This is a genomic window from uncultured Arcticibacterium sp. (genome assembly GCF_964021845.1).
In the GTDB taxonomy this organism is placed as follows: Bacteria; Bacteroidota; Bacteroidia; order Cytophagales; family Spirosomataceae; genus Arcticibacterium.
In genome coordinates this window covers 1-21,651 of the sequence record NZ_CAXHZC010000001.1, presented here as the reverse complement: position 1 = coordinate 21,651, position 21,651 = coordinate 1, and the positions used below count along the sequence as shown (strand labels likewise).

The window sequence follows — 21,651 nt, the reverse complement described above, 5'->3', positions numbered from 1 at the left end:
TTTTATGTTCAAATCCGCTTTTGCAAGCCTTATTTTCTTTTGCTTATCATTTTCAGGTCTTAAGGCCCAAAACACTTGGAAGGGCTTTGAAAGAGTAGACTTCCTATTTCAAGAAAGAGAAGCCAGAATTATAATTCCCAAAAAAGTAGCGAGCGGAAACCCATGGATTTGGCGAGCTCGCTTTCCAGATTGGCACACAGAAGCAGACAGCATTTTAGTGGCAGAAGGCTTTCATTTGGTTTACATAAATACCGACAACAAGTTTGGTAGTCCAGATGCTGTAAAGGTTTGGGATGATTTCTACAATTTCGTCAGCAACAAATACGCCCTTCATAAGAAAGTAGCCCTAATGGGTGTGAGCAGAGGGGGACTATTTGTTTACAACTGGGCAAAGATAAATCCAGAAAAAGTGGCTTGCATATATGCTGAAGCTCCTGTTTGTGATTTTACCAGTTGGCCAGGCGGTTTTGGTGAAGGAAAAGGCAGTGCCAAAGACTGGGAAAAACTTAAAACGGAATACGGTTTTAAATCAGATGAAGAAGCTAAAAACTATAAAAACAACCCTATAGATAACTTAGATGCATTAGCAAACGCCAAGGTGCCTATTATGCACATGATAGGTTTGGAAGATAAAATAGTTCCACCGGCAGAAAACAGTTTAAAACTTATCAATAGATATATAGAACTCGGTGGAATAGCCACCGCAGTACCTTGCACAGAAGGGAAGCAGGAGCTAGAAGGTCACCACTTTGACATAGAAACACCTAGATATGTGGCTGATTTTATAAAATACAATGCACTAAAGCATGGAAAACTAAACTCAGAACTTTACCATACCATTGGGGATGGGCTTAAAAATAGCCATATCAAATTTAAGACATCAAAAAAGGGAAGAGTAGCTTTTTTGGGTGGTTCCATCACCTATAATTCTGGATGGCGAGACAGCATTTCCAATTATTTGGTCAAAAAGTTCCCAGAAACCGACTTTGAATTCATTGCTGCAGGAATACCATCTATGGGTACTACGCCAGCAGCTTTTAGGCTTACCAGAGACATTAAAGACCTAAAAAGTATTGACTTGCTTTTTGAAGAAGCTGCCGTAAATGATGCTTCAAACGGTAGAAGTTCCCAAGAACAAACACGTGCTCTAGAGGGTATAATTAGACATCTCAAAAAAGAGAATCCTTCAATTGATATTATACTCATGCATTTTGTAGACCCAAGTAAGATAAAGGATTATACCAATGGTACAGAGCCCGAAGTCATCCAAAATCATAATATAGTAGCTGCACATTATAATATACCTACTATTAACCTTGCTAGAGAAGTTACCGAAAGAATCAACAACAAAGAGTTCACTTGGGAAGATGACTTCAAAAACCTTCACCCCTCTCCTTTCGGTCAAGGAATTTACGCCCACTCTCTACTCAAGTTTTTAGAAAATGCCTATAACTCGCACATTGATGCCGATGATAAGATTATTGCTAAAAATCTTCCAAGCATCTTAGATCCTTTCGCATATGAAGGCGGAAAACTGATAGACATTAAAGAAGCTCAACTATCAAAGGGTTGGGCTATAAATAATGCGTGGTCTCCTTCTGATGATACAGGCGTAAGACCAAATTATCATGAAGTACCTATGCTTATCAGCGAAAGCTCGGGTAGTAAACTGACTTTAAACTTTATTGGGAAAGCCGTAGGAATAGCCGTTGCTGCTGGTCAAGACGCAGGTTATATCGAATATAAAATTGACAATGGAGCTTGGCAAAAGCTAAACCTTTTCGCTCCATGGAGTGCTTCTCTACATCTTCCGTGGTATTATACGCTGAGTTCAGAATTGGAAAACAAAAAGCATAAACTCCAGATTAAAATAGCCGAAACAAAAGATGCTAAAAGTAATGGAAACGCCTGTAGAATAAGATATTTCTACATCAATGAATAAACTTTAAAGTTTTAAACCCCAGTTATTACGCACAGACAAATACCTAATTATCATAACCACCAGCATAGACACGCCCATGTTTATAGTAAGGGCATCAGTAAATTGCTCTAATGCCAGAAAAACCAAGGCACCTACCAAACAGGCGGTGGCGTAAATTTCTCTTCTAAATATAAGCGGAACACGATTAGTCAACACATCTCTAATAACACCACCAAAAACAGCAGAGACGATACCCATTAATACAGCAAAAGGCACCTCTAAACCAGCATTTAGAGTTTTCTGTAATCCTAGAATAGTAAACAAACCTATTCCCATGGTATCAAAAAAGAACATGCTTCTTCTTAATTTGACAATATACTTTTTAAACAAGTAAGATAAAATCACACCTGCTAGCATAGCCCATAGGTAACTTGTATCTCTCATCCAGCCTACAGGAGTTTGACCTATAAGCACATCTCTAACTGTTCCGCCACCCACAGCGGTCACTATACCTATTATAATAGAACCTACTACATCAAAATCGTCATCGATAGCAGTCATCACACCACTTATAACAAAAATTATAGTACCAAGAATTTCAAAAAAGTAAATCCAATTCATTCGTTTTATTTGCTGTCAACTTGTGACAGATAAAGTAATAAGAAAAAGGCTAACCAAAAAGATTACATTTATGTTCACGAACCTATAAAATAACAAGCCCAGCTAATCCCTCTTATTTGACATACTCAAGTAATAAACCGATATTTGGAGAGAATAAACCATCCCTAAAATCAATGAGAAGTCTATCCTTATCCTTACTTTTTTCATTTCTAGTCTTTTCAGGATTCGCTCAAAAAGAAAAGTATCAATCAGCCTCCTTCACAGACAGTCAAGGAACGCAGATAGATTATAGAATTTTGTACCCTGAAAATTATGAGTCCGACAAAAAATATCCATTAATTCTCTTTTTACATGGAGCTGGAGAAAGAGGCAGTGATAACGAGTCTCAATTAAAGCATGGCTCATGGGTTTTCACAGAAAGGTTAAAGGATAATCCAGCTATAGTTATTTTACCACAATGCCCTAAAGAAGGATACTGGAGTTCGGCGGACATAAGCCGCGGCAAATATCCACTAGAAATCAACTTTGACTACAACAATAAAGAAACTCCTTCTTTACATGCAGCTATTGAACTGACCAAAAGTTTTATTAAATCAAAAAAGGCAGACAAGCACAGAGTTTATATCACAGGATTATCCATGGGAGGTATGGGAACATTTGAAGCCGTTTACAGATACCCAAAACTATTTGCGGCAGCCGTGCCAGTTTGTGGTGGTGGAGAAGTTTTAGCCTACGGCAAAAAACAAGCAAAAGTACCTTTTTGGATTTTTCATGGCGATGTAGACGGTGTAGTTGATGTCAAAAACTCACGAGAAATGTACGCCAAGCTGAAGGCTTTAAATGCCAATGTAACCTATACTGAATACCCTGGGGTCAATCATAATAGCTGGGATAATACTTTCAAAGAAGCTACCTACCCTACTTGGTTATTTCAATTTAAAAGATAAACTCCAAACCAATTAATACACATGATTTTAGACGAAGTTTTCAATAAATACGCTGACAAGGTTCCTCCAGCACCTGCCCCAGGTGGTGTTTACAAACCATTAATAATTGTTGGCAAAATGGTTTACGTGAGTGGCCATGGCCCAAACCTACCAGACGGCAGCCAGCATACCGGCAAAGTAGGCTCTGAAGTAGATGAAGCTTTTGGAAAAGAAGCAGCCTTTCAAACGGGTTTAACCATGTTGGCAACCCTTAAAGCAGAATTTGGTAGCTTGACCAAAGTTAAAAGAGTTGTTAAACTTTTAGGTATGGTAAACGCTGACCCAGATTTTGAAAACCACCCAAAGATAATAAATGGCTGTAGCGAGCTTTTTGAAGAAGTGTGGGGCTACAAAAATGGATTGGGTTCTAGAAGTGCCGTAGGTTTTGGCTCACTTCCGGGACGTATCTCTGTAGAAATAGAAGGACAATTTGAAATTCATTAATAGGCCTAATCAGGCCATTTTTCCATTTAAATAAGACAAATCTCTACTCGGATATTTGTCTTATTTTTGTATAAATCTCTTACACTAATTCATGAAGATTCTTAAAGTAGCTTCCGGGGCCTTAAATCAGACCCCTCTAGATTGGAAACAGAATGTCAAAAACTGCATTGAGACCATTGAAGCGGCAAAAAAGCAGGGAGTCGCTATTCTTTGTTTGCCAGAACTAGCCATTACAGGCTATGGCTGTGAAGACGCTTTTTACTCACCTGATGTACAGCGTAAAGCTTTAGAATCATTAAAAGAAATCAAAGACCATACTGCTGGAATAGTGGTTTGTGTGGGTTTACCACTTGAGATAAACAATAAACTTTTCAATGCCGCATGTTTACTAGCAGACAAGAATATTCTCGGCTTTGCCTGTAAGAGGCACCTACCTAACTATGGCGTATTTTATGAAGATAGATGGTTTCATAGATGGCCGGATAATTTAAAAGACGAGGTAAGTATTAATGGTTTTAAATATCCAGTGGGTGACTTGATTTTTGAGCTAGACAATGTGAAAATTGCCATAGAAATATGTGAAGACGCATGGGTTCCAAACAGACCAGCAGACTCTTATTTCAACAGTGGTGTAGACATAGTACTAAATCCGAGTGCCTCTCCTTTTGAGTTCAACAAATTCAGAACGCGGGAGAGATTAATTATCGAAAGTTCTCGCAGTCATGCCTGTAGCTACATTTATACCAATTTACTCGGTAATGAATCAGGCAGATTGGTTTTTGACGGTGATGCCCAAATTGCCAGTAATGGCGTTTTACTTCGCTCTAGCGATAGGTTTAGTTATGCATCTCATACGCTTACCACAGCAGTAATTGACACCGACCAAACGGCCGTAGATTTCACTAAAATCAAAACAAGACCTAAGGCTACGCCAAATAAAATCTCTTTCCCATTCGAGTTTCCGACGAATATCAAACCAAGCTATGAAGAAGCTACTTTAGAGGCTTTTGAAAGCGGTGGCTCATTAAAGGAAGAAGAGTTTGCAAGAGCAGTTTGTTTGGGCCTTTTTGATTATTTAAGAAAGTCTAGGTCACAAGGTTTCACTATTTCACTTTCTGGTGGTGCAGATTCTAGTGCTTGTACTGCACTATGTGGCTTAATGATAAGATTAGCAGACGAAAGTATTGGTTTTGATGCCATGAAGGCTCGCTTAGGACACATTAAAAAAATTCAAGCTTGTAAAACAGAAGAGGAAGTTTCACACCAAATTATTCATACTATTTATCAAGGAACTGAAAACAGTTCAGATGAAACAAAAAACTCTGCTCGTGCTTTAGCAGAATCAATGGGTGCAAAGTTTTATGATGTCAATATTAATGGACTGGTAGAGCAGTACACAGGCATGATTGAAGGCCAGATTGACCGTGAATTAACTTGGGCTACGGATGATATTGCTTTGCAAAACATTCAAGCTAGAGTTAGGGCCCCAGGCGTTTGGTTGTTAAATAACATAACAGGGCATTTGCTTTTAGCCACCTCAAATCGTTCTGAAGTGGCAGTGGGTTACTGTACCATGGACGGAGACACTGCTGGTAGTATTAGCCCTATTGCTGGTATTGACAAACATTGGCTGAGAAGCTGGTTAATTTGGCTAGAGAAAAAAGGTTGTCATGTAAAAGGAAAACACATAAAAATAGAAGGATTAAAGTATGTCAATGCATTAAACCCAACTGCCGAGCTGAGGCCTAAAGACCAAATGCAAAGTGACGAAAAAGACCTTATGCCTTATGAAGTTCTCAATGCTATTGAAAAAGTAGCTGTTAAAGACAAAAAATCTCCTACCGAAAGCTTTCAATACATGGAAGTATTATGGGCAAATGACTATACTAGAGAAGACTTATTCAATTGGACAACCCGATTCTTTAAACTTTGGAGCAGAAACCAATGGAAACGAGAAAGGTATGCCCCATCTTTTCACTTAGATAATAGAAACTTAGACCCAAGAAGCTGGTGCCGATTCCCAATTTTGAGTGGAGGTTTTGAGCAGGAATTAGAAGAACTAAAGGAATATTTTGAAGGTAAGCCTATCTCAAAAAGTAAGAAAATAGGATTTTAAGACGGTTTTATTCCGTAAGAAGCCCGAATAGGATAATGGTCTGAATTTTCTAAATCTCGATAAGTTTCAAATCCCTGAATTTGAAACTTATCTTCTTTGTAAAAAATATTATCAATTCTTAAGAAGCTGGGCATCTTATGATAGGTAAATCCAAAACCATAGCCACTATCTTCAAAACTGTTTTCTAATTGTTTTCTAACTCTACCATAGGCGTAACCATAGGGCATCTCGTTAAAATCACCTGCTACTATCACAGGATAAGGGCTCACTTTAATAAGTTCTTCTAATTCATCTACCTGAAAACCTCTGTCTTTAAAGCCTAATTTCAATTGCGATAGAATATTTTTAGCTTCCTTATTCCTTACCACCTCATTTCTTGTAATGGCTTTTGCCACCCTAATTCCCATCGATTTCATTTGAACATTAAAAACTCTAATGGTATCTTTTTTCACCACAATATCGGCTAAAAGCAATCCATTATTATTTGTCTTCCAAGATATCTCCTCCTTATGAATAATTGGGTATTTCGAAAATATGGCTAGCCCTACAGACCCTACTTTACTACTCTCGTCAATATCAGAATGCATATAAGTAAAATACGGCGTATGTCTCTTTAAACGACTAAAAACATCAAAAACACTATCCTTTGGCTTATTATACAATTCTTGAAAGCATTTAATATCTGCAGTCAAGGTATCCATATCATTAATTAAACTTAAAGATACGGCCTTCCCCTCTTCAGTATTAGCCCTAGCATTATCGCAGTACATTACATTATAACTTAAAACCGAAAGTTTAGGTAAGCCAGTCTGCTGCTCTTTTGGAAAATTAAATTTGATGGTACGTTCTATTAGCGGAAAGCCAGCCACCAAAATCAAAAGAGAAAGAATAAACTTCCATGACTTTGCAAAAATGTATGAAAACATAAAAAACAAGTTACCCGCGAAAGCTAAAGGCACAGTTAGTGTCAAAAAACCAACAAACCAATGCTTTATATTTGACTGATAAGACAGTTGAAATACAAATAGAGCATATAAACCCACTATGAAGTTTAAAAGGAAGTAAAATTTTATGACAAACTTTTTCAGAAAATGCACTGTTTATTGGTCTCAAAAAGATGCCGAAAGATAGGAATTTTTAATTTTAGGACAGTCACATTACCTTAGTTTCAAAATAGAAAACAAAAATTGGCAAAAAAGAAATATTAAAGTACCTTTGCAGCAGAATGGTGACGTTGAGGAGGGTTTAGACCTCCTTTTTTATTGCTACATATTCTGAATCAAAGCATGCTCGACTCTCAACAAATTGGACTAATAGTAGAAGAACTACTCGACCTTGAACTTCAGTTCTTGGTTGATGTTAAGGTAAGTAGCTCTAAAATTAGACAGAAAATTACAGTATTAATTGATACTGATGAGGGCATAGGAATTGCAGATTGCAGCAGAGTAAGTAGAGAATTAGGCGACAGATTAGAAGAATTGATTGATGATGCTTACACCTTAGAAGTTTCATCTCCCGGTTTAGACACTCCGCTAAAATTAAAACGTCAGTATCATAAAAACATTGGTAAGAGTTTAAGAGTAATAACCTTAGACGGGGATGATTTCAAAGGAGAGCTGCTGGAAGCAGGCGATTTAGAGATAATGCTTTTGCCAGAGAAAAAAAAGAAAGAAAAAAAACAGCCAGAAAAAGTTAGTTTGGCTTTTGAAAATATTAAAGAAGCTCGTGTACAAGTTTCTTTTAATTAAAAATTTAAACATTTTCTATAATGGATAGTGGAGATTTAGTAGCGTCGTTTTCGGAGTTTGCCCGTGAAAAAAACATTGACAGACCTACCATGATTGCGGTTTTGGAGGACGTTTTACGTACCATGATTCGTAAGAAATACGAGGACGACCATAATTTTGACATCATTCTAAATGCCGAAACTGGCGACTTAGAAATGTGGCGTACGCGTGAAATTGTTGACGATAACTCTGAAGACATTTGGGATACTGATAAGATTCCGTTAACAGAGGCTAGAAAAATTGAGCCTGACTTTGAAATTGGTGAGGAAGTAGCCGAAGAGGTGAAACTTATCGATTTTGGAAGGAGAGTGGTTCAAACAGCTCGTCAAACACTTATTCAGAAAATTAAAGACCTTGAAAAAGAAATGCTTTATGATCTTTATAAAGATCAAGTAGGCGAACTTTTGACAGTAGAAGTTTATCAGATTCTAGGTCGTGAAGTAATTTGTCTTGACATGGATGGCAATGAACTTTCTTTACCGAAGTTTGAGCAAATCCCAAAAGATAGATTCCGTAAAGGAAACAGCATAAGAGCTGTAGTTCATAAAGCTGAACTCAATAATGGAAACCCGAGAGTATTATTATCTAGAACCTCTCCTGTTTTCTTAGAAAGACTTTTTGAACAAGAAATCCCTGAGATTCTTGATGGTTTAATATCCATTAAGAAAATTGTTAGAGAGCCAGGAGACAGAGCTAAAGTAGCTGTAGAGTCTTTTGACGACAGAATTGACCCTGTAGGAGCTTGTGTAGGAATGAAAGGTAGTAGAATTCACAGCATTGTGCGTGAACTTGAAAATGAGAACATTGATGTAATTCAATGGACTGATAATACGCACCTTTTCATATCTAGAGCACTTAGCCCTGCTAAGATAAGTTCTGTACAGATAGATGAGAATGGAGAAAGAGCTTCTGTATTCCTAAAGCCAGACCAAGTGTCTTTGGCTATTGGTAGAGGTGGCTTGAATATCAAATTAGCTAGCCGCCTTATAGGCATGGAGCTAGATGTATTCCGAGATGTAGAGCAAGACTTCATCGAAGAAGATGTGGACTTAACAGAGTTTTCTGATGAAATTGAAGCTTGGGTATTAAAAGAGCTTCATGGTATTGGATTAGATACTGCAAAATCAGTATTGGCTCTTAATAAAGAAGAATTGGTAAGAAGAACCGAACTTGAGGAAAGTACAGTAGTAGAGGTATTAGCTATTTTAGCAAGCGAATTTGAATAAAAACGCTGTATCTTTACGAATCCTCAAAACAAAAAAGTGTTAAAACAGATTTATGGCAGAAAATAAAGTGATGCGATTGAGCCAAGTGGCAAGAAAATTAAACGTGAGTTTATCTCATGTGGTGGAAGCACTTGCCTCAGAAGGTCACAACGTAGGAACTAATCCAAACGCCAAATTAAGCTCCGACTTACTTGCAATATTGCAAGACAAATATGAGTCTACAGTCTTAATTGGTGATAACAAGCCAAAAGCCCAAGAAACTAAACCTGAAAATCAGGATTCTGAAATACTTTATTTTAGAGAGGAGCCTAAAGCCAAGGAGGAACCAGAAATTGAGAAGGTCAAATTTGAGACTAAGCTTGATGGACCTAAAGTTTTAGGTAAAATTGATTTAGATGCTAAATCTAAGCCTATTCCGGAAAAACCAACTCCTGAACCAATTCCGGAACCTAAGGTTGTAAAACCAGAGCCAACTCCAGAAGTTAAGCCTGAGCCTGAAATAATTCCAGAACCTGAGGTTAAAGCTGAACCAGAAAAAACTCCAGAGCCAGAAGTTAAACCTGAACCTGTAGTAGAAGAAAAGCCTGTAGAGAAACCCGCTCCAGTAGCACCTCCTGTAATAGCAGAGAAAAAAACTCCAGAACCTAAAATAGAAGAGGCTCCTAAAAAAGAGGTAGTTCCAGAAATTAAGAAACCGGAAGTTGCCAAGACTGAAGCACCAAAAACTGAGGAAAAAGCAGAACCTGCTAAACCTGCAGATAGTGGAATTATAAAAGCCAAAGGAGACAAATTGGCAGGTCTTAAGGTACTAGGAAAAATAGAACTTCCTGTTGAAAAGAAACCGGAGTCTAGTGGAGACCGTAAGAAAAGAAAACGTAAGCATGTGAGCCGCATGGGCAAGCTTACGGGTATTACTGATCAGCAATTCTTCAAAAAGAAAGAAACCGAAGGTCAAGCTAAGAAAACAGGTCCAGGATCGGGTACAGGAGGTCAAAACAAACCAAACGACCGTTCAGCAAATAAGAAAAGAGGCGGAGGCGGAAGAAAAGAAGCTCCAAAAGAAGTTGATGTTAAAGATAGCATTAAGCAAACACTTGCTAGAATGCAATCTAGAGGTGGCCAAGATTTTGGTGCCAAACAAAGAAGAGAAAAACGTAAAAGTAGAGCAGAAAGAGCCGAACTAGATGAGGCTATCGAACAACACGAGAGCACTTACCTAAAAGTAACTGAATTTATTTCAGCTTCTGAATTAGCCTCAATGATGAATGTATCGGTCAATGAAGTTATAGGTACTTGTATGGAGATGGGAATGTTTGTTTCCATTAATCAGCGTCTTGATGCTGAATCTATACAGATGATTGCTCTTGAATATGACTTTGAAGTTGAATTTATTTCTGCTGAAGAAGAAATTCAAGCAGATAATCTTGAAGTAGTAGATGCCCCTGAAGACTTAAAGCCGAGAGCACCTATCGTTACTATAATGGGTCACGTAGACCATGGTAAAACATCTTTACTAGATTATATCAGAACTACCAAGGTAGCTACTGGTGAAGCTGGAGGAATTACGCAGCACATCGGAGCCTATAATGTGGAAGTGCAAAGCGGTGAGAACAAAGGAAAGTCATTAACTTTCTTAGATACTCCTGGTCACGAAGCCTTTACGGCCATGAGAGCAAGGGGTGCTAAAGTAACCGATGTGGTTATTATTGTTATTTCTGCAGATGACTCTGTCATGCCACAAACCAAAGAAGCAATTAACCATGCTCAAAACGCTGGTGTACCTATCGTATTTGCTTTAAACAAAATTGATAAAGAAGGAGCTAACCCTGATAAAATCAGACAAGACCTTTCTAAAGATAATATTCTTTTAGAATCTTGGGGAGGTAAATATCAAGAACAAGAAATTTCTGCTAAAACAGGAGTAGGTATTGAAGAACTCCTTGATAAGGTATTGCTTGAGTCTGAATTATTAGAACTTAAGGCTAATCCAGATAGACAAGCAAATGGAACTGTTATTGAGGCTACGCTTGATAAAGGTAGAGGTTATGTGGCTACCATTTTGGTAGAAGCAGGAACTTTAGCTGTTGGTGATATTATTTTAGCTGGTCAGTACTTTGGACGTGTTAGAGCCATGATTGATGACTTGGGCGGAAGAATTCAGAAAGCTGGACCTTCAACACCAGTTCAGATACTTGGTTTACCAGGTGCTCCACAGGCTGGAGATAAGTTTAACGTAATGGAGACTGATAGAGAAGCGAGAGAAATTGCTAACAAACGTGAGCAAATTATTCGTGAGCAAAGTATCAGAGCCAAAAGACATATTACACTGGACGAAATTGGTAGACGTAAGGCTATTGGTTCTTTTAAAGAACTTAACGTAATTGTTAAAGGTGACGTGGATGGTTCTGTAGAAGCACTTTCTGATTCCTTATTGAAACTTTCTACTGAAGAGGTTCAAGTAAAGATTATTCACAAAGGTGTAGGTCAAATTTCTGAATCTGATGTACTTCTTGCAAGTGCTGCAGATGCTATTATTTTAGGTTTCCAAGTAAGACCTTCAGGAAATGCCAGAAGAATAGCTGACACCGAGGAAATTGAAATCAGACTTTACTCTGTAATTTATGCCGCTATTGACGAGATAAAAGATGCCATGGAAGGCTTACTTGCCCCTACGGAGGAAGAAGTCATTACAGGAACAATAGAGGTTAGAGAAATCTTCAAAATCTCTAAAGTTGGTACTATTGCTGGTAGTTTTGTAACGGACGGCTATGTCAAGCGAGCTAATAATGTGCGAATTGTTAGAGACGGAATTGTATTACATGATGGTTCTATAGACCAATTGAAACGTTTCAAAGATGATGTTTCTGAAGTCAAAAAAGGCTACGAATGTGGTATCAAAATCAATAAGTTTAATGACCTTCAAATTGGAGATATCATTGAATCTTATGAAACTCGTGAGATAAAAAGAACACTAAAATAAAAGAATAGAGCTATGAAATTCATAGCTCTATTTTAATGAATTGTATTTTCAATATATTCTGAAAATATAATATTATTAATAACTTGTAAAAATGCGTTTTTTGGGGTTATTTTGCTTTAAGTTAAAGTGCTATGCTAATAATCAATTCTGAAGCGGAAACCTATTGTACATCAATAAGTGACCCGGAGCCTCCAATTTTAAAAGAAATTAGGAGAGATACCAATGCCAATGTCTTACAGCCAAGAATGCTGTCTGGGCATTTTCAAGGTAGATTATTATCTGTACTATCATATTTGGTTTCACCTAAGCGAGTACTTGAGATAGGTACCTATACGGGTTATTCAGCCATTTGTTTGGCAGAAGGCCTAGCAGAAGGTGGAAAAGTTATCACGATTGACGTTAATGAAGAATTAGAAGAAAGAATAAATAACAATATATTAAAGGCTGGTTTTGAAGATAAGATTGAGCACATAGTTGGTGATGCATTACAACTTATCCCTAAATTCGAAAACGGTTTTGACCTTGTTTTTATTGATGCTAATAAAAGAAACTATGAACATTATTTTGACCTAGTAATTGATAAAGTAAACCCTAATGGCTTAATAATTTCTGACAATGTTCTTTGGGACGGAAAAGTTTATGACGAAGGCTCAAAAGACCTTACCACCAAAGCTCTAAGAAAATATAATTTAAAGCTTAAAAAAGATAAAAGAATACAAAAAGTGCTATTACCACTAAGGGACGGCCTGATGGTGGCAAGAAAAATTTCCTAATATGAAAAACATTATACTCTTACTCGTTACTCTTGTGAGTTTGCCAACCCTGGCACAAGTTGATTACAGTATTCCGGAAACTCCAAAAAAAATTGAGTTTGCCAATGTTATTGTAAATCTTGACATCGAAACCCAAAAGAAAGTAGGCAACTATGTAACCTCACTTCTTACTCCACAAAACTCTTATTTGGAAAATAAGTTAGAACTAATGCAATGGTATTTCCCATACATTGAAGAAATTCTTGATGAAGAGAATGTACCAGACGATTTAAAATACCTTGCAGTTCAAGAAAGTGCTTTAAAACCTGATGCTCTTTCTTCATCGGCGGCAGTAGGCTTTTGGCAATTTAAAGAAGCTACAGGAAAAGAGTTGGGCTTAGTAATCAATAATAACATTGATGAGCGTAAATACTTATTCGCAAGTACTAAGGCTGCTGCTACCTATTTCAAAAAGAATAACCTGATTTTCAAAAACTGGATTTCTTGTATATACGCATATAATCAAGGGCCTACAGGAGCTACAAAGGCTATTCCTGATAACTGGTCATATGCCAGTGAAGTAGACTTTAATGAAGACACCCCTGAGTATCTATTAAAAGCACTAGCTCATAGAATTGCTTTCGAACATCGCCTTAACAGACTAAAAGCGTCTCCAAGAAAATTGCTCGTGTACCCTACTCGCTCAAAGTCACTAGCACAAATAGCAGTAGAGCTAAGTGTAGACTTAAGTGAACTACGTACCTACAATGCCTGGTTAAACTCAGCCTCTACACCTTCAGGTGTAGAATACAAGGTACTGATACCTATTAACAAAGCTAGAGAACAAGAAATTTTAGAGCTAATTTCTAATAGAAAAGAGACTATCACTTCTAACTCAAACTTCCCTGTTTTGGTTAAGAAAACCTTGGTTACCACATCTGATGACCAGCCAATTTTGTACGACATCAATGGACGAGTTGGAATACTTGCAGAACCTGGAGATGAAGCCTCGCAACTTGCCAGTAAAGCTGGCTTTCCTCTAAGTACTTTCTTAAAACTAAATGATCTTGACGACAAGCACATTGTAAAAACTGGAAGAGTTTATTATTTGGAAAAGAAAGCAAACAAGGCACCTGTAGAGTTTCATACCGCCAGAAAAGGGCAAACCTTCTGGGATATTTCTCAAATGTATGCCATCAAACTTAAAAAGTTGCTAAAGTATAACCGCTTAAAATCACCTGAAACTATCCAGCCGGGGAGAGTCATTTGGTTGCAAAAGAAACGTCCAAAGAATCAACCAATTGAGATTGTGGAAGAAGTTCTTTCTGAAGATGAATACCCTACCATACCTGTTGAAACTAGGTATGAAAGAGATGATGTGGTAACATCTGACCCAGATGATACTGAAGAAGATATTCTAGACAACACCTCGCGAACAAATAATGGTGTAATAAAACTTAGCTCCAAAGAGGACAAACCAGAAGTAGAAAAACCTGTGGTTAAAAAGGTTGAGCCAAAACCAGAGCCGATAAAACCAAAAGTAATAGATACCAAAGCAGAACCAATTAAAACAAGGCCTACTACTCCTAAACCTAAAGAAGAACCTACTCGCAGAACGCATTTAGTAAGACAAGGAGAAACGTTATACTCTATTTCTAAACAATACGGACTTAGCCTTAGCGAATTAAGACGTCTTAACAATATGTCATCTAGTGACATACTTAGGTATGGAGAAGAATTAATAGTAAACCGTAATGCGGCAAGTTCGGTGGCTAGCTCTTCTAGAAGTGAAGTAGTTTACCATAATGTAGAAAAAGGAGAAACTCTTTATTCTTTGTCAAAAATGTATAACACTACTGTTGGAAATATTCAGAACTGGAATGACATAAGAGGCACAAATATATCAATTGGCGAAAAATTGATTGTTTCTCAAAATGGAATAAACGTCAGTAACTATGTTTCAGAAAACCCAAGCACACATACCGTAAGCAAAGGAGAAACATTATATAGTATTTCAAAACGTTATAACATTTCTCTTTCAAACTTAAAATCAATAAATAATATCAACAGCAATATTATAGAAATTGGGCAAGTGTTGCGTATTAAATAACGTTTTTGACCCATGGCTCAATTTGACACTCCTGATTGGAATTTTTACGATATGATATTAATAGACGACACCTGTATTAGCGAAGACATCAAGGAAAAACAATTTGTTTGTAACCTAGAGAAATGTAAAGGAGCATGTTGTGTAGAAGGTGATTTAGGTGCACCTCTGGAAGAATCTGAACTTCCTGTACTAATTGAGCTTTATGAGAAAATTAAGCCTTACCTATCTCCAGAAGGCATTAAGGCTATAGAAGAGCAGGGTGTTTATATAGAAGACGAAGAAGGCGACTACAGTACCACCACCATTGGCGACAGAGAATGTGCTTATGCCGTATATGAAAAAAACGGTATGTTAAAGTGCGGTATAGAGCAAGCCTATAACGATAAGGCCATTGACTTTTTAAAACCAATATCTTGCCACCTTTATCCTATTAGAATAACAAAGTATGAGGAATTCCATGCCCTTAACTATGACCAATGGAGTATTTGTTCTGATGCCTGTGAGCTAGGAGAAAAACTAGGTGTACCCGTTTATAAATTTCTTAAAGAACCTTTAGAAAGGGCTTATGGTGAAGAGTGGTACAAAAAACTAACAACGGAAATTGAAGGAGAATAAATTTGAAGAAATTTATGAAGTAGTTAAACTCATTCCGCCTGGTAGAGTGAGTTCTTACGGTGCCATAGCGGAGTATTTAGGTTCAAAAAGAGGTGCTAGACTAGTAGGTTGGGCTATGAATGCTTTAAATAATAGATCTGACATACCTGCCCACAGAGTACTTAATAAAACCGGGGTTCTTTCTGGAAAAAATGCCTTTCCTCATCCCAATATGATGAAAGAAAAATTAGAGGCTGAGAACCTTGTGATTATTGATGATAAAGTCCAAGATTTAGCAGAATACTTTTGGGATCCAAACATAGAACTTCTCTAAATTCATTAATTTTTCGGTTTAGCTTAAGACTTTCGAATTAAGAATATTAATTTTTATTTATAAAAATTATAAAATCAACGTCGGTTATTGTAACTTTATACCAAATTTAATTTTGATATAAAAAACATGGCAACTGGAAAATTAGACGTCATCGACCACAAGTTATTAGAGATTTTACAACGCAACGGTAAAATCACAAATGCACAACTCTCTAAAGATGTAGGATTATCTCCTGCCCCAACTTTAGAAAGAGTAAAAAAACTAGAACAATCAGGAATAATAGAAAGCTATCATGCTCAAGTTAACCGCCAAAAAGTAGGTTTAGGCGTTATAACTTTTGTTCAAGTAACACTGAAAGGACATCAAAAAACTATCATTGACGCTTTTGTTAATAAGATAAACAGCGTTCCTGAGATTATTGAATGCCATCATGTGACTGGCTCATGCGATTTCCTTTTAAAGGTTATAGCCCAAGACATAACTAACTACCAAGAACTTATCATGGATACCATCAATGAAATTGATGTAGTTTCTAGTACGCAAACAATGGTTATTCTTCAAACAATAAAGAATAGCAAAGTATTACCGATTCCTTAATTTACGCTTTTTCTTAGCTTCGGTAATTTTCTTTTTCAAAGTCTTAATCCGCTCTTTTGCAGTTTTGTAAGAGGCGGATTTCTTTTGTTTTGTATCAATAATCAGTTTATACTTTCTAGCAGCCGTCAAAAAGTCACCCTCGTCCATAGCAAAATCTCCCAAAGCTAGCTGAGAACCTAAGTAATAACCGGACTCTTCTGAATCATTACTTTGAGCAAATTCGGTACATTTTTGATAATAAAACTTAGCTGCCCCTATGTCCTTATTATAGTTTTGGTTTACATAACCTAAAATATACGCCCCATACCTGCCTTCATTAGCCGTATAGCCATATTTATTGGCTGCAATATTATCAAGGAGCTCCTTTGCATAAGTTTCGGCCTCCCTCATTCGTCCCAACACAAAACTGCTTCTAGCCGCGTATCTATGAAAAAATGAATTATTGGGGTACAAAACATGCATTTGATTTGATAGCTCTCTGGCTTTGGAGTGCTGCCCTTCCATAGCATAAATTTGAACCAAAAAGTAACGAGCCTCCATTCTAGTATAAAAGGCATTTCGGCTGACGTTCTCCAGTTGAGTTATCCCTAAATCTTTATCACCTTTTTTAAAAAAGGTCAAAAGAGGTTTCAATGATTTATAGTTTTCACTAATCCATTTGGAATAAAAATTATACAAACCATCACCAAAAATAAGTTCTGGGTTTATAGAGTCATCACCCCTACTTAATTCTAAATATTTTAGAGATTGCTTACCAGCCCAAGCTGCCCTAACCCAGTTTTCTCTTTCAGCATATAGCCTTCCTTTAAAAGCGTAAGACGCCGCTAAAAAGAAAGCGGCCTCATTATTTCCCTTGTCTTCTTTTAATAAATCATCAGCCAGGTCAATGCTCTTATCCATGTAGCCATGAATTACATCATCATACTTTTTTACGCCAGTGTCTGGCACTAATCTCCACCAGTAATTAAGGCCTACCAAAAAAAAGCCTATAGGATGATGCGGATATTTAACCAAAAGCCACTTAAACTCTCGTTCCGACTCATAGAAATTAAAATTATACATGTAATCTATGGCAGCCGTAGTTTCTATTTGAATAGCCCTATCGGTCAAAAGCCTCGCAGGGCGTTCTTTCTCTTTTTCAAAAACATCATAAATTTGAGCCGAAGCTTGCAAAACAGGTAGACTTAGTAATACTAATAGTCTAAAAAGTATCTTCATAAATTTAGAATCGGTGAATTCTGTTCAAATATCCTTTCATAAGATAGAAATAGCTAATTTTTTCCTTTATTGGATAAATAAATCAATTGGTATTTAATGAGAACGATAAAAGGCAAGCAGTTTGTACCTTTAATTACTAAAGAAGTTTTAGATAATAAAATAAAAGAGCTGGCCCTCCAGTTAGAAAAAGACTTTGCCGGAAAAGACCCACTCTTTGTAGGGGTTTTAAATGGTTCTTTTATGTTTCTATCAGAACTCTTTAAAAACATTCAAATGGCTTGTGAGGTGAGCTTTGTTAAAGTAAAATCTTACGAAGAAATGAGTTCTACTGGCCAGGTTAAGGAATTAATAGGCCTTAGTGAAAATATTGAAAACCGCCATGTAGTTATAGTGGAAGATATTATTGACACCGGAAAAACTATGCAAGAGATACTCCCTGCCTTTCAAAAACAAAACCCAGCCTCCATCTCTATTTTAACCTTGCTTCATAAAAAAGCGGCTACCGTGGTTCCTCTCAAAATTGACTATGTAGGCTTTGAAGTAGACAATAAGTTTGTGATTGGTTTTGGTTTAGATTTTGACGGTTTAGGCCGCAATATTGACGAAATTATGATTTTGGCAGAATAGCCTAATCTAACTCAGCATACCTAAGTATGTCAAAATTGACACTGTCTCCCACAGTGTAGCTTTCCATTGTAAAACATTTTAAAATTTCAGACTCAATTTTCAGAGCTAATTCCTTATAAACACCTCGTTCTATTACAGCAGTTATTTTAGCTTTGTATTTTCCAGAAGCATCTATCTTAATAGCTTCAGGCCTTATAATTAGCCTTCTTTTTTTGGCCTTAATTTTAAACAATTGCGAAACAGTATCCTGCTTAACCAAATTAAACTCACCTGAAATAGATGCTTCATAAGTGCCATTTGGGTAATTATAAACACTAAGCGGCTCATTTATCTGGGTTATTTTGCCCTTTTTAAGAATTGCCAGTTGGTCGGCAGTTCCAAAAACATCAGAGATATCATGCGTCACAAAAATGCAAGCCATATTTTCTTCCGCCACCAGCTGTTTTACCTCTTCTTTTAAGGTGCTTTTATTTTTATAGTCTAAATTAGAAAAAGGCTCGTCTAATAAAAGTAATGACGGCTTGTCTGCCAATGCTCTAGCAATAGCCGCACGCTGTTGCTCACCTTCTGACGAATGCCTAGGTAGTTGATGTTCTGCTTTTTTCAATCCAGTCATTTTCAAAAGCTTTTCAACTCGCTCTGCTTTATACTCTTCATTAAAAAAACGAAGTTCGTATTCAATATTTTCTCTTAAAGAGATATTTGGAAAAAGCGGATTATCCTGACGGACAATCTTAATTTTTGGATGTCCCGCAATAAGCTTTTCAGAAGGTGGTGTTATTCTCTCATGGTCTATTAACAACTTACCAGAATCGGGTTCTAACAAGCCCGCAATAAGCTTTAAGATGGTTGATTTACCAGAACCACTTTGACCTAGCAATGCTAAAATTTGATGCTTCTTTAATGATAAAGAGACACTATTAACAATTTTTTTTTCCTCAATACTAAAATTGAGCTTGTGTACTTCCAGTACTTTTGTCAAATCTTACATTAAATTAATTTCGGTAATAATAAGCAATTCCAAATTTGAAGTCTTATGTTTAAACCAAAATCTTAAAAAAAAGAACTACCCTACTCCCTACTATGCTTGAATTATACAGCGAACAAACCAAATGTTTAGTGGCTTTGGATTCTATAATCTTTGGTTTTGATGGCTCCAAACTTAAGCTTTTACTAGTAAAAAGGGGGATTGAAGAAAGTAAAGATATTTGGTCTCTTATGGGCGGCTGGCTTCAGCCTAAAGAAGGGCTTGACCAAGCAGCTAATAGAATTTTAGAGAACTTAACAGGACTACAAAACATTTATCTTGAGCAACTCAGCACTTTCGGACTACCAGATAGAGACCCCGTAGAAAGAACTGTTTCTGTTACATACTTTGCTCTAATTAATGTAGACGATTATGAACAATTTAGTGCGAATTCTCAAAAAGCGAAGTGGTTTGATTTTGACGATTTACCTGAACTTCTTTTTGACCATGGCCAAATGGTAGATAATGCTATTCAAAGATTAAGAAACAAAGCAGCTTTTCATCCCTTGGGTTTTGAGCTACTTCCTGAGAAATTTACGCTACCCCAACTTCAAGCACTTTACGAGGCTATTTTTAACATGGCTTTTGATAAAAGAAACTTCAGCAGAAAAATACTTTCTAGTGGGCTACTAACTAAGCTAGATGAAAAGCAAAAAGGTTTTTCAAAAAAAGGAGCCTACCTATATAAACTGAACTCGCAGACTTCCGAAAAAGCTGCGAGTTCAAACCTTTATTTTGTTCCTAGTATCGATTCCTTAGTTTAAGCTTTTAGTCTTTTTAAAGATTATTGGTACACAAACTTCTACTGGACAACTACAATTAGCTTCTGGTACCAATGTCACAAAGTCTTCGCTACAGCCGTTGCTATTGAATAATCTCACTGTGAAGGTTCTACCACCTACTTGGTTTGCCAAGTCTCTAATTACAACTCCATCAGATGGAATTGCCTGTGGTGTTAAACTCGTAGCCATGGCTTCGTCAAAGCTCGTTCCTTCAGAAATCTGGTATGTAACAGCTCCACTTGTTGGCACCACTATGATGTGTCCATTGTCTAAAGTACTACCTCCATTACATTCTGCCGGAACAGGTGTTATTATAGCAGATGGCTTACCCTGATATCTTAATAAAACATCTTCTGTAAATGTACATCCAGATGCTCCAGTATAGGTAATCAGATAATTTCCTGAATCAGCCTGCGTAAGTGCATTCATAATAAGTGAACTTCTACTTAAAGAAACAGAATCAGATTCATAAGTCCAGTTAACTGCATTTATACCAACTGGTTGCAATCTAATAGAATCACCCGTACAGTAGTTATAGATTGTTTCGAACTGATCTACAAATACACATGCTGCATCTTCGTCATCCTCAGCTGGAGGACCATCTAGATTACTAGGCTCAGAATTATCGTCATAACCATTAGCAGTTGTAATCTCTGCAAAATTCTCATAGACTACACTATCAGTTGAAGCCGCTATCTCTGCATTAAAGGTTAAGACACTATCCTGCCCATTAGCCAAAGTGAAGTTAGTCCAAATGATACTATCACCACTTACCACTCCGCCTCCAGAGATACTATCAATATTTATGAGGCCATTGGGTAGGTAATCTACAACACTGATATTGTTTACCGTATCGGCACTTGCGTTACTTACCGTAATACTATATGTCACTACCTCTCCTACCATTGGTGAACTATTGCTAACACTCTTAGAAAGCTTCATGTCAATATCCTGGTAGGTTATGGTAATTATTGCATCATCAGAAAGGCCGGTTTCACCATCAATCAATTCATACGTAACTGGGGTTGGTTGGCCATAAAAATCATCTTCTGGCGTGAAAGTAACCGAACCCGTTATAGTATCATAAACGTAAATACCTTCACCATCAACAATAAGGCTGTCCTGAATTCCAGGAACTCCTGGGTTTAAATCAATAATAATATTATTAATATTTCCTAAACTATCATTACCAACAATATTAAGGGTAACCTCGAGTCCAACAGGTACATCAAACCTAGAGTCATCTTCCGCAATAGGAGGATTAACTTCTAAATACGTAATCGTTATCGTTGCCGTGCTATCTAAACCTGTTGCGTCTTCTATCAAGTTATAAACGATTGGTGTTGGGTCGGTTGTGAAACCTACTTCTGGGGTAAATGTCACTTCACCTGTCAAGGTATCATACACATAAACTCCTTCACCTGCTACTATCAAAGTATCTTGGATGCCGGCTGTCGCTGGGTCTAAATCTAAAGTGATGTCTGTTAGGTCTACAATAGAACTTCCGTCACTTAGGCTATCATTTTCAA

General features: G+C 37.0%; 19 protein-coding genes. 14 read left to right on the top strand and 5 right to left on the bottom strand.

Annotated elements, in window-relative coordinates; translation table 11 throughout:
* Positions 1-4 precede the first annotated feature (4 nt).
* Positions 5-1,942, top strand: coding sequence for a GDSL-type esterase/lipase family protein (locus tag AADJ06_RS00095; protein ID WP_341224344.1), 1,938 nt, complete (start codon positions 5-7; stop codon positions 1,940-1,942).
* Between the two features lie 3 nt (positions 1,943-1,945).
* Here AADJ06_RS00095 and AADJ06_RS00090 read toward each other — a convergent pair whose 3' ends face one another.
* Positions 1,946-2,542: a trimeric intracellular cation channel family protein gene (locus tag AADJ06_RS00090; RefSeq protein ID WP_341224343.1), complete on the bottom strand. Its 597-nt coding sequence runs from the start codon at positions 2,540-2,542 to the stop codon at positions 1,946-1,948.
* 173 nt (positions 2,543-2,715) lie between these two features.
* Between AADJ06_RS00090 and AADJ06_RS00085 the strand changes: the two genes are divergently transcribed.
* From AADJ06_RS00085 to nadE, 3 genes are all read left to right on the top strand, one after another.
* On the top strand, positions 2,716-3,489 hold the full coding sequence (locus AADJ06_RS00085; RefSeq protein WP_341224342.1) for a prolyl oligopeptidase family serine peptidase: 774 nt from the start codon (positions 2,716-2,718) through the stop codon (positions 3,487-3,489).
* Between the two features lie 21 nt (positions 3,490-3,510).
* The gene (locus AADJ06_RS00080) at positions 3,511-3,972 is read left to right on the top strand and encodes a RidA family protein (protein WP_341224341.1); all 462 of its coding nucleotides are present in this window, start codon (positions 3,511-3,513) and stop codon (positions 3,970-3,972) included.
* 91 nt (positions 3,973-4,063) lie between these two features.
* A complete protein-coding gene (gene nadE / locus AADJ06_RS00075; RefSeq protein WP_341224340.1) occupies positions 4,064-6,088 on the top strand; it encodes an NAD(+) synthase in 2,025 nt (674 codons plus the stop codon).
* Here nadE and AADJ06_RS00070 read toward each other — a convergent pair.
* Positions 6,085-7,014 (bottom strand): endonuclease/exonuclease/phosphatase family protein, encoded by a 930-nt coding sequence (locus tag AADJ06_RS00070; RefSeq protein WP_341224339.1) that lies wholly within the window; start codon positions 7,012-7,014, stop codon positions 6,085-6,087. The two genes, nadE and AADJ06_RS00070, sit on opposite strands and share 4 nt — an antisense overlap.
* A gap of 360 nt (positions 7,015-7,374) precedes the next feature.
* On the opposite strand from AADJ06_RS00070, the gene AADJ06_RS00065 reads away from it, so the two are divergent.
* From AADJ06_RS00065 to AADJ06_RS00030, 8 genes are all read left to right on the top strand, one after another.
* Positions 7,375-7,836, top strand: a complete 462-nt coding sequence (locus tag AADJ06_RS00065) for a ribosome maturation factor RimP (RefSeq protein ID WP_341224338.1) — start codon at positions 7,375-7,377, stop codon at positions 7,834-7,836.
* A gap of 20 nt (positions 7,837-7,856) precedes the next feature.
* Entirely contained in the window at positions 7,857-9,101 is a 1,245-nt protein-coding gene (gene nusA / locus AADJ06_RS00060; RefSeq protein WP_341224337.1) for a transcription termination factor NusA, read from the top strand.
* Between the two features lie 52 nt (positions 9,102-9,153).
* Positions 9,154-12,081 (top strand): translation initiation factor IF-2, encoded by a 2,928-nt coding sequence (gene infB / locus AADJ06_RS00055; RefSeq protein WP_341224336.1) that lies wholly within the window; start codon positions 9,154-9,156, stop codon positions 12,079-12,081.
* A gap of 131 nt (positions 12,082-12,212) precedes the next feature.
* On the top strand, positions 12,213-12,854 hold the full coding sequence (locus AADJ06_RS00050) for an O-methyltransferase (RefSeq protein ID WP_341224335.1): 642 nt from the start codon (positions 12,213-12,215) through the stop codon (positions 12,852-12,854).
* Position 12,855: 1 nt separating this feature from the next.
* On the top strand, positions 12,856-14,943 hold the full coding sequence (locus AADJ06_RS00045; protein ID WP_341224334.1) for a LysM peptidoglycan-binding domain-containing protein: 2,088 nt from the start codon (positions 12,856-12,858) through the stop codon (positions 14,941-14,943).
* A 51-nt stretch (positions 14,944-14,994) separates the two neighbouring features.
* A complete protein-coding gene (locus AADJ06_RS00040; RefSeq protein ID WP_341225646.1) occupies positions 14,995-15,558 on the top strand; it encodes a DUF3109 family protein in 564 nt (187 codons plus the stop codon).
* On the top strand, positions 15,545-15,871 hold the full coding sequence (locus AADJ06_RS00035) for an MGMT family protein (RefSeq protein WP_341224333.1): 327 nt from the start codon (positions 15,545-15,547) through the stop codon (positions 15,869-15,871). The genes AADJ06_RS00040 and AADJ06_RS00035 overlap by 14 nt, the downstream gene beginning before the upstream one ends.
* A 126-nt stretch (positions 15,872-15,997) precedes the next feature.
* A complete protein-coding gene (locus AADJ06_RS00030) occupies positions 15,998-16,468 on the top strand; it encodes an Lrp/AsnC family transcriptional regulator (protein WP_341224332.1) in 471 nt (156 codons plus the stop codon).
* Here the strand turns inward: AADJ06_RS00030 and AADJ06_RS00025 are convergent.
* Positions 16,454-17,686, bottom strand: coding sequence for a tetratricopeptide repeat protein (locus AADJ06_RS00025; protein WP_341224331.1), 1,233 nt, complete (start codon positions 17,684-17,686; stop codon positions 16,454-16,456). The genes AADJ06_RS00030 and AADJ06_RS00025 overlap by 15 nt on opposite strands.
* Positions 17,687-17,782: 96 nt before the next feature.
* Here AADJ06_RS00025 and hpt point away from each other — a divergent pair, with 96 nt between their 5' ends.
* Entirely contained in the window at positions 17,783-18,313 is a 531-nt protein-coding gene (hpt, locus tag AADJ06_RS00020; protein WP_341224330.1) for a hypoxanthine phosphoribosyltransferase, read from the top strand.
* 1 nt (position 18,314) lies between these two features.
* On the opposite strand, the gene AADJ06_RS00015 is transcribed toward hpt, so the two are convergent.
* On the bottom strand, positions 18,315-19,295 hold the full coding sequence (locus tag AADJ06_RS00015; RefSeq protein WP_341224329.1) for an ABC transporter ATP-binding protein: 981 nt from the start codon (positions 19,293-19,295) through the stop codon (positions 18,315-18,317).
* A 101-nt stretch (positions 19,296-19,396) separates the two neighbouring features.
* Here AADJ06_RS00015 and AADJ06_RS00010 point away from each other — a divergent pair, with 101 nt between their 5' ends.
* Positions 19,397-20,104 (top strand): NUDIX domain-containing protein, encoded by a 708-nt coding sequence (locus tag AADJ06_RS00010; RefSeq protein WP_341224328.1) that lies wholly within the window; start codon positions 19,397-19,399, stop codon positions 20,102-20,104.
* Here AADJ06_RS00010 and AADJ06_RS00005 read toward each other — a convergent pair.
* Positions 20,096-21,651 (bottom strand): hypothetical protein (locus AADJ06_RS00005; protein WP_341224327.1); only part of this gene is annotated, 1,556 nt, incomplete at its 5' end. The genes AADJ06_RS00010 and AADJ06_RS00005 overlap by 9 nt on opposite strands.